Annotated in this window: 17 protein-coding genes; 16 read left to right on the top strand and 1 reads right to left on the bottom strand. The window is 37.9% G+C overall.

From position 1 onward, the window contains the following. Position 1: 1 nt before the first annotated feature. The 5 genes from KDN24_RS13240 (at position 2) to KDN24_RS13220 (ending at position 4,961) form a co-directional block, all read left to right on the top strand. Complete coding sequence (locus KDN24_RS13240) at positions 2-775, top strand: enoyl-CoA hydratase-related protein (RefSeq protein ID WP_409973793.1); 774 nt, start codon at positions 2-4, stop codon at positions 773-775. 133 nt (positions 776-908) lie between these two features. After that, on the top strand, positions 909-1,733 hold the full coding sequence (locus KDN24_RS13235) for a 3-hydroxyacyl-CoA dehydrogenase (protein ID WP_491348484.1): 825 nt from the start codon (positions 909-911) through the stop codon (positions 1,731-1,733). 5 nt (positions 1,734-1,738) lie between these two features. Then, complete coding sequence (locus KDN24_RS13230) at positions 1,739-2,938, top strand: acetyl-CoA C-acyltransferase (protein ID WP_409973794.1); 1,200 nt, start codon at positions 1,739-1,741, stop codon at positions 2,936-2,938. A gap of 179 nt (positions 2,939-3,117) precedes the next feature. Further along, complete coding sequence (gene paaX / locus KDN24_RS13225) at positions 3,118-3,993, top strand: phenylacetic acid degradation operon negative regulatory protein PaaX (RefSeq protein WP_409973795.1); 876 nt, start codon at positions 3,118-3,120, stop codon at positions 3,991-3,993. A gap of 17 nt (positions 3,994-4,010) precedes the next feature. Further along, on the top strand, positions 4,011-4,961 hold the full coding sequence (locus tag KDN24_RS13220; protein ID WP_409973796.1) for an NAD(P)H-dependent flavin oxidoreductase: 951 nt from the start codon (positions 4,011-4,013) through the stop codon (positions 4,959-4,961). A 113-nt stretch (positions 4,962-5,074) separates the two neighbouring features. Here KDN24_RS13220 and KDN24_RS13215 read toward each other — a convergent pair whose 3' ends face one another. Continuing rightward, entirely contained in the window at positions 5,075-5,257 is a 183-nt protein-coding gene (locus tag KDN24_RS13215) for a hypothetical protein (protein WP_409973797.1), read from the bottom strand. A gap of 326 nt (positions 5,258-5,583) precedes the next feature. Between KDN24_RS13215 and KDN24_RS13210 the strand changes: the two genes are divergently transcribed. The 11 genes from KDN24_RS13210 to hisC all read left to right on the top strand — a co-directional run bounded on the left by KDN24_RS13210 (position 5,584) and on the right by hisC (position 17,267). Further along, positions 5,584-6,615 (top strand): ABC transporter substrate-binding protein, encoded by a 1,032-nt coding sequence (locus tag KDN24_RS13210; protein WP_409973798.1) that lies wholly within the window; start codon positions 5,584-5,586, stop codon positions 6,613-6,615. Positions 6,616-6,633: 18 nt separating this feature from the next. Then, entirely contained in the window at positions 6,634-7,647 is a 1,014-nt protein-coding gene (locus tag KDN24_RS13205) for an ABC transporter permease (protein ID WP_409973799.1), read from the top strand. Next, on the top strand, positions 7,640-8,434 hold the full coding sequence (locus KDN24_RS13200) for an ABC transporter ATP-binding protein (RefSeq protein ID WP_409973800.1): 795 nt from the start codon (positions 7,640-7,642) through the stop codon (positions 8,432-8,434). Before KDN24_RS13205 ends, KDN24_RS13200 begins: the two co-directional genes overlap by 8 nt. A 135-nt stretch (positions 8,435-8,569) precedes the next feature. Then, positions 8,570-8,968 (top strand): thioesterase family protein, encoded by a 399-nt coding sequence (locus tag KDN24_RS13195; protein ID WP_409973801.1) that lies wholly within the window; start codon positions 8,570-8,572, stop codon positions 8,966-8,968. Between the two features lie 143 nt (positions 8,969-9,111). Next, a complete protein-coding gene (locus tag KDN24_RS13190; protein WP_409973802.1) occupies positions 9,112-10,218 on the top strand; it encodes a Leu/Phe/Val dehydrogenase in 1,107 nt (368 codons plus the stop codon). A 65-nt stretch (positions 10,219-10,283) separates the two neighbouring features. Continuing rightward, positions 10,284-11,354, top strand: a complete 1,071-nt coding sequence (gene pdhA, locus KDN24_RS13185) for a pyruvate dehydrogenase (acetyl-transferring) E1 component subunit alpha (protein WP_409973803.1) — start codon at positions 10,284-10,286, stop codon at positions 11,352-11,354. Beyond that, positions 11,351-12,346 carry an alpha-ketoacid dehydrogenase subunit beta gene (locus tag KDN24_RS13180; RefSeq protein ID WP_409973804.1) on the top strand — a complete coding sequence of 332 codons (996 nt, stop codon included), beginning with the start codon at positions 11,351-11,353 and terminating at the stop codon, positions 12,344-12,346. Before pdhA ends, KDN24_RS13180 begins: the two co-directional genes overlap by 4 nt. Before the next feature lie 11 nt (positions 12,347-12,357). Next, a complete protein-coding gene (locus tag KDN24_RS13175) occupies positions 12,358-13,497 on the top strand; it encodes a dihydrolipoamide acetyltransferase family protein (protein ID WP_409973805.1) in 1,140 nt (379 codons plus the stop codon). Continuing rightward, positions 13,498-14,907 carry a dihydrolipoyl dehydrogenase family protein gene (locus KDN24_RS13170; RefSeq protein ID WP_409973806.1) on the top strand — a complete coding sequence of 470 codons (1,410 nt, stop codon included), beginning with the start codon at positions 13,498-13,500 and terminating at the stop codon, positions 14,905-14,907. It abuts the gene before it with no gap. 145 nt (positions 14,908-15,052) lie between these two features. After that, complete coding sequence (gene hppD, locus KDN24_RS13165; RefSeq protein ID WP_409973807.1) at positions 15,053-16,168, top strand: 4-hydroxyphenylpyruvate dioxygenase; 1,116 nt, start codon at positions 15,053-15,055, stop codon at positions 16,166-16,168. Further along, positions 16,101-17,267, top strand: a complete 1,167-nt coding sequence (hisC, locus tag KDN24_RS13160) for a histidinol-phosphate transaminase (RefSeq protein WP_409973808.1) — start codon at positions 16,101-16,103, stop codon at positions 17,265-17,267. Before hppD ends, hisC begins: the two co-directional genes overlap by 68 nt. Positions 17,268-17,270: the final 3 nt, after the last annotated feature.

The following is a 17,270-nucleotide window of genomic DNA, read 5'->3' as shown; positions in this document are numbered from 1 at the left end:
AATGTTTGAATTTGTAGAGTATGAAACACACAATAATATTGCTTGGATCACGTTAAATCGCCCTGATAAATTGAATGCTTTTACTGCACAGTTAAATAAAGATGTGGAGCTAGCCGTCAAACAAGCAAGCAAAGCTGAAAATGTCCGTTGTCTTGTTATTACTGGGAAAGGCCGTGCATTCTCCTCTGGTCAAGATTTGGAAGGTGTGCTAGAGAATATGGATCATGGCGAGGTTTTACGAAAAAACTATAATCCGATGGTAAAAGCTATTGATCATTGCGAAAAGCCGATAATCGCAGCGGTTAACGGAGTCGCAGCAGGTGCGGGATTAAGTCTTGCACTTGCATGTGATTTTCGCTTGCTATCTGATAAAGCAAGCTTTATCCAAGCTTTTATTCACGTCGGCCTAGTACCAGATGCAGGGAATCTCTATTATTTGCCTAGACTGATTGGTCAAGCGAAAGCCCTTGAACTTGCTATTTTAGGTGAGAAAATTTCCGCACAGGAGGCAAAGGAAATAGGTCTAGCAACAAAAGTAATTCCGCAAGAGCAATGGTCTGATGAGATTACGATGTTTGCAGAGAAGCTTGCAGCTATGCCAACAAAAGCGATAGGGCTTATTAAGAAAAATATTAAAAAAAGCTGGAATTCAACTCTTGCCGAAAGTCTTGAAAGAGATGCACAAAGTCAGCGAGTTGCTGGTTTAACAAGTGATCATATTGAAGGAGTAACTGCATTTTTGGAAAAAAGAAAACCATTTTTTCAAGGCAAATAATGAATATCGTTGCTAGTCAACAAGTAAAGTCGTTTCAAATAACCAACTAACTTATAATGATGCGGTTTTTCTAAACATAGCTAGGAATGAGGTGATACTGTTGAAAAATATTGTGGTGATTGGTTCAGGTGTAATGGGGCGAGGAATTGCTTACGTCAGCGCTATAGGTGGTTTTCATACAACTTTAATTGATATTAATGAGAATCAATTAGTGAAAGCACGACAAGAAATTGAATCGATTTTTGCTAAAGGAGTATCTCGGGGAAAACTTTCGCAAGGAGAAATGGAGAAAGCAAAGGGAAAACTCGAATACTCAATCAGCCTTTCAAAGCATGTTAGGGAGGCTGACTTCGTAATAGAAGCCGTGCCTGAAGTATTAGATATCAAAAAAAATATATTTGAAATTATTGACCAGCATGCACCACACAATTGTATTTTTTCTACAAATACTTCGACAATGAGTCCAACTGAACTTGGATCATTCACGAAAAGACCGGATAAAGTCATTGCGATGCATTTTTTTAACCCTGTTCATAAAATGCCGTTGGTTGAAATTATTAAAGGTCTTGAAACGTCCGAGGAAACGATAGAAGCAGTAAAAGCAGTCGCAAGCATAATGGGAAAAGAGACCGTTGTTATAAATGAATTCCCTGGATTTGTGACGAGTCGAATTAGTGCTCTTGTTGGTAATGAAGCATTTTTCATGCTCCAAGAGGGCGTCGCAACCGCGCAAGAAATTGATAAAGCGATAAAGCTCGGATTGAATTTTCCGATGGGACCATTCGAGCTCGGGGACCTTGTAGGATTAGATACGCGCTTAAATAATTTAAAGTATTTACATGAAAAGCTCGGGGAAAAATATCGACCTGCTCCATTATTGGAACAATATGTAAGGGCTGGACGTCTTGGCAGAAAGTCGGGTAAAGGTGTTTATGATTATTCCATTAATGAGGTGTGATAAAGGTGAGAGAGGTAGTTATTGTAGATGGAGTACGAACACCATTTGGTCGCTATAATGGAGCATTAAAAAAAGTTCGACCAGATGATTTAGGAGCAATTGTCATTCAAGCTTTACTACAGCGTAATCCAAAGGTTGACCCGTTAGAAATTGAGGAAGTTGTTTTTGGTAATGCGAACCAAGCTGGTGAGGATAACCGAAATATTGCCCGCATGTCTGCCTTATTAGCTGAATTGCCAGAACTTGTTACAGGTACAACCATTAATCGACTTTGCGGATCAGGTTTGGATGCGGTACATTATGCGGCGAGGGCGATTTTAGCGAATGAAGGTGAGGTATTTATTGCTGGAGGAGTAGAGAGCATGACTCGTTCTCCATTTGTCATGGCAAAACCAGAGGTTGCTTTTCCAAGAGGGAATATGGAGTATGTTGATACGACAATTGGCTGGCGTTTTCCGAATGATAAATTAAAAAGGATGTATGGTACGGAAAGTATGCCTGAGACCGCTGAAAACGTGGCGAAGAAGTACAATATTTCACGTGAAGAGCAAGATCGCTTTGCATTAGAAAGTCAATTAAAAGCAGAAATGGCGATGAAATCAGGAAAGCTAAATGAAGAAATTATTCCCGTAACATATATGGGGCCAAAAGGTGAAGAAATTTACGTGACACATGATGAACATCCTCGGCCAGAAACAACTTTCGAAAAGCTATCTCAGCTTAAACCAATATTCCCAAATGGTACTGTAACTGCTGGAAATGCTTCTGGGATTAATGATGGGGCGTCTGCACTGTTATTAATGTCGGCCGAAAAGGCAAGACAGCTGCAAATAAAGCCATTAGCGAAATATGTTGTTTCCGCAACAGCAGGATTAAATCCATCTTTAATGGGAGTTGGTCCTGTTTTTTCTACAGAAAAAGCATTAAAACGGGCAGGCCTATTAATGGAAGAGATTGATTTAATTGAACTAAATGAAGCATTTGCTGCACAGAGTCTAGCATGTATAAAGCAACTAAAAATGGATGAAAAAAAAGTGAATGTCAATGGTGGTGCTATAGCTTTTGGACACCCATTAGGAGCAAGTGGCGCACGAATTTTGACGACTCTTTTATATGAAATGAGAAGAAGGAAGGCAACATTTGGTCTGGCTACAATGTGTGTAGGAGTGGGACAGGGAATATCGACGATCGTTAAAAGGGTTTAAAAACATGAACTATTCGTCATGTTGCTTCATTGAATCCCTTTAGGATATTTTTCTACCATTTCTTCGTACTGGAGGGTTGTACAACTGTGAATTTGTGATAGCTTATCCAAATATAGTAGAATCATGATATAACGGAATATTACCGAACAACGAAGATGATGAAATGGGGAATGAGAAATATGAATACTCGCTCAATGATTTTTACATTATATGGAGATTATATTTCCCATTATGGTAGTAAAATATGGATAGGGAGCCTAATTCGATTGTTAAGTGAATTTGGACATAATGATCAATCTGTTCGAGCTGCCATATCTAGAATGAATAAACAGGGTTGGGTTCAGTCTGAGAAAATAGGCAATAAAAGCTACTATTCACTTACTGATCGCGGACAAAAACGAATTGATGAAGCAGCGAAGCGAATTTTTAAACTGGCGCCAGAAAAATGGGATGGACAATGGCGAATGTTTATGTATACGATCCCTGAGGAAATACGAAACGTTCGGGATGAGCTTAGAAAGGAGCTTGTCTGGAGCGGATTTGGCATGCTTTCTAATAGCTGTTGGATATCAGCAAATAATCTTGAAAAACAAGTGTATGATTTAATCGAGAAATATGATATTGAAAACTATGTAGATTTTTTTATCGCAGAATATGCAGGCCCACATGAAAACGGACGTTTAGTTAATAAAAGCTGGAATCTTGAGGAGATAAATGGAAAGTATCAGCAATTTATTTCTGAATATAGTCAAAAATATATAATTGATAAAAATAAAATTCAAAAAGGGAATAAAACGGATGCAGAATGTTTTGTGGAACGAACAAAACTTGTTCACGAATATCGAAAATTTCTGTTCGTTGATCCTGGTCTGCCTGAACAATTGCTTCCAGACCAATGGCTTGGAAATCATGCCGCCGTTTTATTTAGTGATTATTACAAAGAATTGGCTGAGCCATCGTCCCGCTTTTTTGAAAGTGTCTTTCAAGAAGGAAATAAATTAAGTGCTAAAGATGTTGATTATAACGTACTTGATCATCCGCTTATGACAGAATAATTTTAAAGGAGGTTCTATTGAATCCGTTAACTTTTCTTTTAAAAATAAAATATCCAATTATTCAAGGTGGAATGGGGAATATTAGCAATGCATTATTAACATCAGCTGTTTCGGAAGCTGGCGGATTAGGAACGATTGGGTGCGGTACGATGACTCCTGAAGAAATTGAAGAAATGATTATAGACACAAAGAAAAGAACAAGACATCCGTTTGCCATTAATATTGCGCTAAGTGTTTCCCCATACGTGAAAGAGATTCTCGCACTTGTCATCAAGTATAATATTCCGATAGTTTCTCTCTCTGCTGGAAACCCAGCACCGTTGATTCCCTCTCTTCAAGAACATAATATTAAAATTATGTCTGTTGTTGCCACTGTCAGACAAGCATTAAAAGCAGAAGCCGCTCATGCAGATGTTATTGTCGCTGAAGGATATGAAGCTGCTGGGATAAATTCTTCTTATGAATCGACCACTCTCACACTTATTCCGCAAATTGTACAGCGTGTAAACATACCAGTTGTGGGAGCTGGTGGAATTGGTGATGGAAGCGGGCTTGCTGCCGCACTTGCCCTCGGAGCCAGCGGTGTTCAAATGGGGACGAGACTAATTGCGACGAAGGAAGCTCCTTTTCATGAGGAATACAAGAATAAACTGCTCGAAGCAAGTGATCTTGATACCGTAATAATCGGAAGGTCTGTAGGAAGAATTCGTAGAGTACTAGAAACAGAGTATACGAAAAAACTATTAAGCATTGAAAAAAGAGGCATCACATTAGAGGAGTTCAATGCGCTCACATCTGAGGATTTCCATTTAATTGGTGCACTGCAAGGAAAAGGGGAAGAGGGCTTTATGAATAGTGGCCAAATAGCAGGATTGGTTCACGATATACCTTCTGTTCAGCAGTTATTAGATAGGATGATGAATGAAGCCCATGTGCAACTTAACAAAGCTAATGAGCTTCTTTCATAGATAGAGTATATGAGCGAGCAATCATCTATTCAAAAATAATGTAAACATTGATTTTAAAACAGGTGCAAGCGATCCATTCATCGCTCGCACCTGTTTTAGTTTCCGTATTTATGCTACATAATAAAGTCCATGGAGTAAAAAATAACAACAGAAATAAATAAAATAGAAATAATAATCATTAATTTAATAAACCCTTTTTTTGTAAAAGAGTTGTTTTCATCACGATCATTCCTCGTAAATAAAAAAGAAATGAACATAGCAAAAACAAGGAATAAAATCCAATAAATATTTTCCATTCTTCACACCACTTTCAATCTACCGATTTCACGTCTAAAAATTATCAATTGTATCATATAATTTTAGGATAACAAAAGGTTTTTAAATTGGAAACTAATTTTCACCTTTTTCAAATTGTTTATGAAAATATTGTGTCTATCAATTAAAAAAGACTTGTACAAAATGATTATTCTAAATATATTTAATTTTTAGAATATTATTGACTATCGTTGACTGCAAGTGCTAATATAACGTTATAATTACGATATTCATAGTAGATATCATATAAAATGCTATGGAACTATTAAAAGGGCAATAATAACAAAAATAAGGGGGTTTTGCAAAAATGAAAAAGACATTAAAGTTATTTTTTTTCTTGCTTGCAACAAGCTTATTAGTTATGTCTGGTTGTGGAAGGGATGAAAAGAGTAATGGTTCAACACCTGAGTCATCAAAAACAAATGGAGATGAACAGCAAACATTTCATGTTGGGATTTCACAATTTGTTGCTCATCCATCTCTTGATCAAGCAACAGAAGGATTCAAAAAAGCATTAGAGGATGAGGGATTTAAAGAAGGCGAGACTATTGAGTACAATTTCCAAAATGCTCAGGCAGATATGAACAATACACAAACCATTGCGAATAACTTTGTCGGGGATAAGGTTGATTTAATATTCGCAAATGCGACACCAAGTGCAGTAAGTGCATTAAATGCGACAAAAGAAATTCCCATATTATTTACGTCTGTTACCGATCCTGTTGGTGCTGGTTTAGTCGAAGCTTTTGATAAGCCGGGTAACAATATTACAGGTACTACAGATAATCATCCTGAGGGAACAGCTAGAACGATTAATTTTATCGTTGAAGAAGCAGGGGCAAAGAAAATCGGTGTTATTTATAATACGGGTGAACAAAACTCTGAAGTGCAAGTTGCGGAAGTAAAAAAGCTTGCTGAAGCAAAAGGTGCAACGATAACAGAAGCGTCTGTTTCTACATCTGCTGAAGTAAAACAGGCTGCTGAATCTTTAGTCGGACGTGTAGACGCCATCTATGTACCAACAGATAATACGGTCGTATCTGCATTAGAATCAGTTATATCAGTAGCCATTAGTAAGAAACTGCCACTTTTCGTTGGTGAATTAGATTCAATGAAGCGCGGTGCCATTGCAGCTAGTGGGTTCAGCTACTATGATCTTGGTTATCAAACTGGTAAAATGGCTGCAGAAATTTTGAAAGGAAATAAAAAGCCATCTGACATTCCAGTCGAGCTTCCAAGCAGTTTAACATTAATGATTAATAAAAAGGCCGCAGAAGAGCAAGGACTTGAAGTGGATGAAGAATGGGCGAAACTGGCAGAATTTTATGATGGCGAGTAATCAAGGATGTGATGATTAATGTTCACTTCTATTTTTGGGGCGTTTGAATCTGGAATTATTTACGCCATTATGGCGCTAGGAGTGTATTTGAGCTTTCGTGTGCTCGATTTTCCAGATTTAACGGTCGATGGTAGTTTTGTAACAGGAGCAGCAGTCTCAGCAACACTCATTGTTAGCGGAGTGAATCCGTTTGTTGCAACAATGGTAGCGCTAATTGCAGGATTTTTCGCAGGCTGTCTTACAGGCATCCTTCATACTTTTGGGAAAATTAATGCGCTACTATCGGGAATCTTGATGATGATAGCCTTATATTCAATTAATCTTCGAATAATGGGAAAATCGAATGTACCGCTCTTAAATACAGATACAGTCATGACACATGTAAGTGATGCTTCGGCTCAATTAGGAATGGATGTGTTTTTTAATCATATTCTAACAAGAATTAGTTTAGATGATAGTTTGCCGAAAACATGGGGAATCTTAATCTTTATGTTTATCGTTACTTTTACAATAAAATTTTTGACTGATAAGTTTCTTCAGACTGAGATCGGTTTAGCCATTCGCGCAACAGGTGACAATAAACGAATGATCCGCAGTCTCTCAGCCAATACGAATCTAACCGTTATTTTGGGACTAGGGATTTCCAATGCGATGGTTGCCTTTTCCGGTTCACTTATTGCACAACAAGGTGGCTTTGCTGATGTGGGAATGGGGATCGGAATGATTATCATCGGTCTTGCATCTGTTATTATCGGTGAAGCATTATTCGGCACGAAAACAATTGCGAGAACAACAGTAGCGGTCATTGGGGGAGCGATTATTTACCGAATTGTTGTTACGCTCGCATTGCGCGTCGATTTTCTAAAGCCAGGAGATATGAAGCTTATAACGGCAACGATCGTCATTTTAGCCCTTGTTATGCCGAAGGTAATTGATTCTTATCGAGAAAAGAGGCGGAAAGCGAAGAAACAATCAGAATTTCTTTCTATGAAAACATTGCCTTCAGAAAGAAAGGGTGAGGTTGATGCTTGAGCTAACACAAATTCATAAAGTTTTTAATGAGGGAAGTCCTGATGAAAAAATCGCGCTAGATCGCATCAATTTAACATTACATGAAGGTGATTTTGTTACAGTAATTGGTAGTAATGGTGCGGGAAAATCCACACTAATGAATGTTATTTCAGGCGTAATGATTCCCGATGTTGGAACGGTTACAATTGATAATCAAAAAGTGACAATGCTGTCAGAATATAAAAGAGCAAGATTAATCGGACGTGTTTTTCAAGATCCAATGGCAGGAACTGCTCCAAGTATGACTATTGAAGAAAATTTAGCGTTGGCTTATTCAAGAAATAAAAATAGAACATTAAAAAAAGGAGTCACAAAGAAACGGAAGGAATATTTTCGAGAGGTGCTAGCAGCCCTTCACCTTGGATTGGAAAATCGTTTGACAGCTAGGGTTGGACTTTTATCAGGAGGAGAAAGGCAGGCTTTATCATTATTAATGGCTACATTTACAGAACCATCAATCCTATTACTTGATGAACATACTGCTGCACTTGATCCTGCTAGAGCAGAGTTAATTACGAATTTAACGAAGGAAATTGTCTCTAAATATAACTTAACGACATTGATGGTTACACATAATATGCAGCAGGCGCTAGATCTAGGAAATCGATTAATAATGATGGATAAAGGACAAATTATTTTCCAAGTTGACGAGAAGGAAAAGGAGAATTTAACGATTGAGCAGCTTTTAAATGAGTTTCAAAGAATTAGAGGTTCAAAAATGGCAAGTGATCGAGCATTATTATCTTAAATACGAAAAGGATTAATTATGCCGATGCAGCTAGTTAATCCTTTTTTATTGGAATTTTCATAATTTATTGACTATTCATTAGACGTGATGATATTATTACGTTAAATAAACGTCATATCATAAAGGAGGGATTGAATGAAGCCTGGCCTAAAGGAGGGGCAATCAGCCTCGATTGAGGTGACTGTCACTTCAGATATGTTTGCACAGTTTGATGGGAGCGTTGTTCACCGAGCTTATTCTACAGTATCAATGATTTATCATATGGAATGGGCATCACGTCTTATCATTCTCCCTTTTTTAGAGGACGATGAGGAGGGAATGGGTAGTGCTGTTCGTGTAAAGCATTTGTCACCATCTTCTGTTGGTTCTAAATTAACGATTACAGCGATTCTTTCAGAGTTAAAAGGAAATAATGTTAAAACGAACGTTACTGTGAAAAATGGTGAAAAACTGGTTGGTATTGGAGAGGTAAAGCAAGTAATTCTTTTAAAGAACAAGATTGCTCGTTTATTAGAAAGTGATTTAAACAATTAATGCCATATAGTTACAGTTTAATATGTAAGCGTTGTCAATAGGGTGGTTTTTATAAGAAAGTACATAAGTGAGTGATTCGCAATTGGCTTTTTTAAAGAATTTGACAATCAGTTTCTTATACATATATGAAGGGGGAAATGTGGATGAACATTTTTTCGGAAATTCGAGAGCATGAGCAAGTTGTTTTTTGCAATGATGAAACAACAGGATTGAAAGCGATTATTGCCATTCATAATACAACACTCGGGCCTGCATTAGGAGGTTGTAGAATGTTGCCTTATGAAAATGAAGAGGCTGCTCTAAAAGATGTACTGCGATTATCGAAAGGAATGACGTATAAATGTGCAGCTGCTGATGTAGATTTCGGTGGAGGAAAGGCAGTCATTATCGGGGACCCACATAAAGATAAATCACCAGAATTATTTCGAGCTTTCGGTCAATTTGTTCAAACATTAAATGGTCGTTTTTATACTGGTACAGACATGGGGACAACATCAGAAGATTTTGTGCACTCGTTAAAGGAAACGAACTGCATCGTTGGTGTTGATGAGGTGTATGGAGGGAGTGGTGATTCCTCTATCCCTACATCTGAGGGAGTCATTTATGGTCTCCAGGCAACGATAAGAACGCTGACAGGTTCGAATCATTTAACTGGAAAATCATATGCCATTCAAGGACTTGGCAAGGTTGGCACAAAGGTTGCGGAAAGCCTTTTGGAAGTTGGTGCTGACTTGTTTGTTGCGGATATAAACCAATCCGCAATTGATGGTCTCTTGACAAAAGCAAAGAAGATAGGTGGGATGGTGAAAGTCGTAAGTAATCATGAAATCTACGGAACAACTGCTGATGTATTCGTCCCGTGTGCAATGGGAGGAATCATAAACGACGAAACAATTGCACAATTAAAAGTAAAGGCAATTGTTGGTTCAGCGAATAACCAGCTTTTAGAATTGCGACATGCGAAAATATTGCAGGAAAAGGAAATAATATATGCCCCCGATTACATCGTGAATGCTGGTGGGCTAATTCAAGTCGCTGATGAACTGTATACACCGAATAAAGAGCGTGTACTTCAAAAAACGAAGGCCATTTATAACTCACTCCTCCATATTTATGAGTTTGCAAGTATGAACAGAATGACGACAATGGAAGCAGCAAATGATTTTTGTGAACAGAGAATCGAGGCACGCAAACATCGAAATAGCTTTTTCACTCATCAAACAAGACCTAAATGGGTTGTTAGAAGTTAACTTATTGCCAAAAAACAACATTTTTAACGTGGTAAAGTTTTAAAAAATGAATAAAGGGTGAGAAAATGGATCATCTATTTCCGCTCCAGCAAATCATGAGTTCGAACGGGGAAATTGTCTTACTTGAGTATGAAGAGAAAATTACTGAAGAGTTGGCAAAGCAATTTTATCAAGATCTAGTGAAAATTCGCCTATTTGATCGTAAAGCTGTAAGTTTGCAAAGACAAGGAAGAATCGGCACGTATGCCCCTTTTGAAGGACAGGAGGCTGCACAAGTTGGGAGTGCCCGCGCATTAAAAGAAGATGATTGGATGTTTCCGACTTATCGAGATCATGGAGCAGCCTTTATTTTTGGACATTGTTTAAAGAATATTCTTCTGTTTTGGAACGGGAGAAATGAAGGCTGTGTTCCACCTGTCGGCAAAAAAATATTCCCACCAAGTATTCCAATTGCTACGCAAATTCCCCATGCCGCAGGAGCTGCACTTGCAGAAAAACTAAAAGGGTCTAAAAACGCTGCTATTGCCTACTTTGGTGATGGAGCCACTTCAGAAGGCGATTTCCATGAAGGACTAAATTTTGCCTCTGTATTCAAAGCGCCTGTCGTTTTCTTTAACCAAAATAATCATTATGCTATTTCGGTGCCGATCGAAAAACAAATGAATTCAAAAACGATCGCACAAAAGTCGGTAGCTTATGATATGCCAGGAGTAAGAATCGATGGCAATGATGTATTTATCGTCTATTTTGAGACATTAAAAGCATTAGAAAGGGCAAGAAATGGAGAAGGTCCAACATTGATTGAGGCAGTAACTTGGAGATATGGCGCCCATACAACAGCAGATGATCCGACTAAATATCGTGATCAAGCTGAAAGCATGAAACGAAAATTAGCAGCCGATCCGATCGTTCGGTTGGAAAAATGGTTAAAGCATAATGGTTATTATGATGCAGATTGGGTTCGAGAAATCGAAGCGGATGCCAACGCAGCAATTGAAAAGGCGGTTGTAGAAATGGAAGCATTTCCACCGGCCAACCCTTCCGACATTTTTGACCATGTTTTTGCCGAACCTACATGGCAAATTAAACAGCAAAAAGAAGAGTATCTTAAATTAATTGGGGGTGCGTTTGGATGAGTACTGCTTTAAAAACAAAGACAATGACACTCATTCAAGCGATAAACGACGCGCTTGATACGATGTTAATGGAGCGAAAAGAAGTGCTTATCCTTGGAGAGGATGTGGGAAAAAATGGCGGTGTATTCAGAGCAACAGACAAACTTCATGCTAAATATGGGGAAGCTCGGGTTATTGATACACCTTTAAGTGAAGCTGGATTTGTGGGAGCTGCGATTGGACTAGCGGTTAACGGCTTTATTCCTATTATTGAAATACAGTTTTTAGGATTTATATATCCAGCATATGAGCAAATCATGACACACGCAACTAGATTACGAATGAGGACGATGGGGCATTACACCGTTCCGATCGTGATTCGTGCCCCATATGGTGCAGGAGTCAGAGCGCCGGAAATCCATTGTGATAGCACGGAAGCGCTTTTTACACATATGCCTGGCATGAAAGTTGTTTGTCCATCAAATCCGTATGATGCGAAAGGATTACTAATTGCAGCGATTGAAGATCCTGACCCCGTTTTGTTTCTAGAACCAATGCGCTCCTACCGTTCTCATCGAGAAGCCATTCCAGAAGAAAAATATACAATTGAACTCGGAAAAGGGAAGAAGCTTCTTCAAGGTGATGACGTTACTGTGATTGCGTGGGGAGCGATGGTCCCAATTGCCATAGAGGCGGCAAAGGAACTGAAAGAAAGTAATATCGATTGTGATGTCCTTGATCTAAGAACGCTTTACCCACTTGATAAAGATTTAATTTCCGAGTCAGTACAAAAAACAGGACGCACTGTAATCGTTCAAGAAGCACATGCAACAGGTGGTGTTGGGAATGATGTGTTAGCCATAATAAATGATACATCCTTTTTATATCAAAAAGCGCCAACTGAACGAGTGACAGGCTTTGATGCACCTGTACCCTATTTCGGTTTTGAGGATCACTATTTGCCTACAGTTGAAAGGATAAAGCATGCGATAAGAAAATCAATCTCGTTTTGAGGAGGGATGCAATGGAGATCAAGCTTCATGATATCGGTGAAGGAATGACTGAAGCAGAAATTAACTTCTTCCTAGTAAAGCCAGGTGATATCGTTAAAGTAGATGAACCATTAGTTGAGGTGCAAACAGATAAAATGACGGCTGAAATTCCAGCTCCAAAGGCTGGTATTATACGTGAGCTTAAAGTGGCCCCAGGGGAAACGGTAGCGGTTGGGACAACATTATTAATTATAGAAACTGAATATGTAGAAAAAGACGCGAAAAGTATATTAGCATCTCCTTTTACGAGAAAAATTGCTCGTGATAATGGGATAAATATTGAAAGCATTAAAGGTTCAGGCCCGTCCGGTAGAATAATAGATACAGATATTTATGAAGTCATTGCCACTAAACAAAAGCCTAAAAATCCCCAAGAAATCAACAAGCCTATAAGCAATCTTGAAAATACCTCAACAGATAAAGATGTGCTCCTATTTAGGGGACGCAGAAAACAAATTGCAAAGAAAATGGTTCAATCCATGTACACAATTCCACATTGTACTCATTTTGAGGAAGTGGATGTGACAGATTTAATTGAATTTCGCAATTACTTAAAGAAAATAAATGAAAATATTTCGGCCACTGCATTTTTTCTTAAAGCCATTTCCATCTGTTTAAAACAGTTCCCGATTTTTAATGCTCGGTTGGATGAAGAAAATGAAGTCATAAAACTTCAGCATGAACACCATTTTGGTATTGCTGTTGATACGGATGAAGGTTTAATTGTTCCTGTTATCCAGCATATCGAGAAAAAATCGATCAAAAAAATCCACACAGAATTAAAGGATATGACGAATAAAGCATTAAACAGTCGTTTAACGACCAATGATTTATCGGGTGGGACATTTACAGTTTCAAATGTTGGTCCACTAGGTGGTAGTTTAGGAGCAACCCCAATTATTCGGTATCCTGAAGTCGCACTTATTTCTTTTCATAAAACGAAGAAAATGCCAATTGTTACCGAGGATGATCAAATTATTATTCGCCAAATCATGAATGTATCAATGTCATTCGATCATCGTGTTGCAGATGGTGCGACGGCTGTACGCTTTACGAATCAATTCTCACATTTAATTAAGGAACCGAGAATGCTTTTACTGGAGTTGGTCTAAATGGTTGTAGGTGAACTCGCTCATGAACGAGATGTCATTATTGTTGGAGGTGGACCAGGGGGTTATCATGCAGCGCTTCGGGCTGCACAGCTAGGCCTAGCCGTTACACTAATTGAAAAAGAAGACATCGGAGGGGGTTGTTTAAACAAAGGCTGTATTCCTTCAAAATTGTTCACTTATAGTGGAGAGAAATTGGCTGAAATAAATGAATACAGTCATTTGGGGATTGAAACAAGCCCAATCCTATTTAATATAAACACGCTGCAAAGCAATAAACGAAATCTTATAAATCAGCTACAGGAGGGAATGAAGACTAAGTGCAAGAAACATAATGTTGAGTTGCTTAAAGGTACAGCCTATTTTCTTTCTGATGAAAAAATAGGATTTGAGAATGGTGACCAATATGAAGTTTATCGCTTTAAACATGCTGTTATCGCAACTGGAAGCTTACTAGAAGCACGAAAGGGATATCATATGGATCATGTAAGAATTCTCGATTCATGGTCCATAACAAAGTTGAATGAAATTCCTGAAAAACTCCTCATTTATGGCAATGATTATATTGCCCTTGAAATGGCGTTTGCATTTCAAGCGTTTGGCTCAAAGGTAAGTATTATTTTCGAACAGGAAGACTTTGAATTTGATCTTTCAATTAATAAAGAGCTTAGACGAATTTTGAAAAAGAAAAATATTTCTGTAATGAGAAAAGCGAGATTAATTGAAGCCGCAATAGAGGAAAATGGAGTTTTGGTTACACTGGAAGAGCGTGAAGCAACGGAAAAACAATTTTTTTCACATTTATTTGTTAGTACAAAACAAACCCCGAATATAAAAAATTTGGGTATTGAGCGAATTGGGGTTGAAACGACAGACGGAGGCTATATAAAGATTAATGAAAAATGCCAAACAACAAGGCAAAATATTTATGCAGTCGGGGATGTAACAGAAGGGCAAAGCTTAGCTGTAAAAGCGATAAAACAAGGAAAAACGGCTGCTGAAGCAATCGCTGGCATATTAACTGAGTTTGATTTACGATTTTTACCACTAGTTGCCCATACATCTCCTCCAATTGCCGCTGTAGGAATGAGTGAACAAGAAGCAGTTCAAAAGGGGCATTCTGTTATCGTAAGCCAAATCCCACTTTCAAGCAATGGTTATTCAGCAATTAATCGCAAAAAAGATGGTTTCATTAAAGTTGTTTTTGAAAGAGAAAGCAATCGTCTACTTGGAATGCATATGATTGGGAATGGTGCCATTGAATTAATTTCGAGTGGGATTATTTCATTAGAAATGATAGCCCGAGATGAGGATTTACATTTCCCTTTATATCCACATCCGAGCGTCAATGAAAGCTTATTGGAAGCAGTCGAAGCAATAAAAAATTACAGTTCAGTTATAACATCTTTCTAAAAAGTACCCTTTATTTATATGACGTTTTTTTCGCTTTACCGCATATATGTATTATAGCTTTAACTCGTACTCTTGATAATATTTCCATTAATAATATATCATCAATTCAGAATATTCATTATTTTATTGAATTGGAGGAATTATAATGCAAGAAAAACAGGGATCAAAACAAATTCAGCAAGATGATTTTTTTCCGGTTAAAGAGGTTGATTATCTAGAGATTTACACCGGTAATGCGAAGCAATCTTCTCATTTCTTTTGTTCAACTTTTGGATTTAAACTGGTAGCTTACTCAGGGTTAGAAACTGGAAATAGGGAGACGGTCTCTTACGTCCTTCAACAGCAAAAAATTCGACTTGTTATTACTGGATCTTTAACGGAGAGCAGCCGTGTAGCACAATTCGTAAGAAAACATGGAGATGGTGTGAAGGATATTGCACTGACAGTTGAAGATGTTGAGAAGGCTTATGAAGCAGCTGTTTCAAGAGGTGCGATCGAAATATTACCTCCGTTTGAAGTAAAAGATGAATTTGGAATAGTAAAAAAAGCGATCATCGGCACTTATGGGGATACAATCCATACGTTAATTGAACGGAAGGACTATAAAGGAATCTTTATGCCTGGCTATGAATCTATTGCGATGACGATTCCTTTTGAAGACGCTGGTTTTATTGCTATCGACCATGTTGTCGGAAATGTTGAAAGGATGGAAGAATGGGTAAGTTATTATGCGAATGTGATGGGCTTTAAAGAGATGACCCACTTTACAGATAAAGATATTAGCACAGAGTATTCAGCCCTTATGTCGAAAGTTATGCATAATGGTGGAAGAATTAAATTTCCTATCAATGAACCAGCAGAAGGAAAGCGGAAATCTCAAATTGCTGAATTCCTTGAATTTTACAATGGGCCTGGAGTTCAGCATCTTGCGATTTTAACAGAAGACATCGTACAGACAGTGAGTATTTTGCGGAAAAATGGTGTAGAGTTTTTAAGCACTCCTGCAACCTATTATGAAGCATTATCTGAGCGTGTAGGCAAAATAGATGAAGAGATTGACAAACTAAAAGAATTAAGTATTTTAGTAGACAGAGATGATGAGGGCTATTTATTGCAAATTTTTACGAAACCAATTGTTGATCGCCCGACATTATTTATTGAAGTCATCCAGCGAAAAGGCGCTAGAGGTTTTGGTGAAGGAAACTTTAAAGCTCTATTTGAATCCATTGAACGCGAGCAAGAAAGACGGGGAAATTTATAAGCAAATGATGAAAATTGAACGAAGAAAGATTGTTGAGAAGATTTATTCTTACCCTTTAGGATATTCACTTGACGAAATTAAAAAAATCTACAAACTTCAAACAGTTAGAAAGATGTCTGAGAATGAAAATGTTTATGGCTGTTCCAAACATGTTCAAGAAGCCATCTTCCAAAAGCTTGCTCACATTTCTTTATATCCCGATGGGAGAGCATTAGCTGTTCGCAAAATGTTAGCTACTACTTACGGGATAAATGAGGAAAAGATTTTGCTTGGAAATGGCTCTGATGAAATTATTCGGCTAATTTGTCGTGCATTTTTAAATCAAGGGGATGAAGCAATAATAGCGGATGTGACTTTTCCCCGATATGAATCAAATGTCACCATTGAGGGAGGAATTCCCATCGTCATCCCACTAATCAGAGGTGTTCATGACCTTGAAGCGATGTATAAAGGGGTTACATCGAAAACGAAATTAATCTTTATTTGTAATCCAAATAACCCGACTGGCACGATTGTTGGAAAGCAAGAGCTACTTCACTTTATTGAAAAAGTTCCACCAAATATACTGATTATTTTGGATGAAGCTTATTACGAATATGTTACTTCAACCGAATATTTACCGTCAATTTCTTTATTAGATAAGCATCCTAATTTAATAATTTTACGAACTTTTTCAAAAATTTACGGGCTTGCTGGTTTACGAATTGGTTATGGAATGATGTCTCCTTCTATAGTCTTGGATTTACAGAAAGTGAAGGAAGTTTTCAATGTGAATGAAATTGCACAGACTGCTGCAGTGGCGGCGCTTGCAGACCAGGATTTTGTGATGGACTGTGCCCGAAAAAACACAATTGAACGAGAATATATGTGTGAACATTTGCAAGAACTCGGGCTAGCCTTTTATTCATCCGAAACGAACTTTATATATGTAATGAGTCATTATCCAGTTTTTCATAAATTGATTGAGCATGGTTTTTTAGTAAGGCAAATGAAAGCTGCTGGATATAAAGATGCATTGCGAATAACACTTGGGACACGTGAGGATAATGAAGCCTTTCTAGCTGTATTAAAGGAGTTAATAAGTGAAGAGGCGGTGTAGTCT

Origin of the sequence: Cytobacillus sp. Bva_UNVM-123 (assembly GCF_046351715.2) — a bacterium.
In the GTDB taxonomy this organism is placed as follows: domain Bacteria; phylum Bacillota; class Bacilli; order Bacillales; family Cytobacillaceae; genus Cytobacillus.
This window is presented reverse-complemented; position numbering and strand designations above follow the sequence as displayed.

Excerpts from the sequence above, each read along its gene's own strand:
- KDN24_RS13190 (WP_409973802.1), top strand. The coding sequence starts at position 9,112 with ATGAACATTTTTTCGGAAATTCGAGAGCATGAGCAAGTTGTTTTTTGC.
- KDN24_RS13170 (WP_409973806.1), top strand. The coding sequence starts at position 13,498 with ATGGTTGTAGGTGAACTCGCTCATGAACGAGATGTCATTATTGTTGGA.
- KDN24_RS13210 (WP_409973798.1), top strand. The coding sequence starts at position 5,584 with ATGAAAAAGACATTAAAGTTATTTTTTTTCTTGCTTGCAACAAGCTTA.
- KDN24_RS13200 (WP_409973800.1), top strand. The coding sequence starts at position 7,640 with ATGCTTGAGCTAACACAAATTCATAAAGTTTTTAATGAGGGAAGTCCT.
- hppD (WP_409973807.1), top strand. The coding sequence starts at position 15,053 with ATGCAAGAAAAACAGGGATCAAAACAAATTCAGCAAGATGATTTTTTT.
- KDN24_RS13240 (WP_409973793.1), top strand. The coding sequence starts at position 2 with ATGTTTGAATTTGTAGAGTATGAAACACACAATAATATTGCTTGGATC.
- KDN24_RS13205 (WP_409973799.1), top strand. The coding sequence starts at position 6,634 with ATGTTCACTTCTATTTTTGGGGCGTTTGAATCTGGAATTATTTACGCC.
- KDN24_RS13180 (WP_409973804.1), top strand. The coding sequence starts at position 11,351 with ATGAGTACTGCTTTAAAAACAAAGACAATGACACTCATTCAAGCGATA.
- KDN24_RS13215 (WP_409973797.1), bottom strand. The coding sequence starts at position 5,257 with ATGGAAAATATTTATTGGATTTTATTCCTTGTTTTTGCTATGTTCATT.
- KDN24_RS13175 (WP_409973805.1), top strand. The coding sequence starts at position 12,358 with ATGGAGATCAAGCTTCATGATATCGGTGAAGGAATGACTGAAGCAGAA.
- paaX (WP_409973795.1), top strand. The coding sequence starts at position 3,118 with ATGAATACTCGCTCAATGATTTTTACATTATATGGAGATTATATTTCC.
- KDN24_RS13235 (WP_491348484.1), top strand. The coding sequence starts at position 909 with ATGGGGCGAGGAATTGCTTACGTCAGCGCTATAGGTGGTTTTCATACA.
- KDN24_RS13195 (WP_409973801.1), top strand. The coding sequence starts at position 8,570 with ATGAAGCCTGGCCTAAAGGAGGGGCAATCAGCCTCGATTGAGGTGACT.
- pdhA (WP_409973803.1), top strand. The coding sequence starts at position 10,284 with ATGGATCATCTATTTCCGCTCCAGCAAATCATGAGTTCGAACGGGGAA.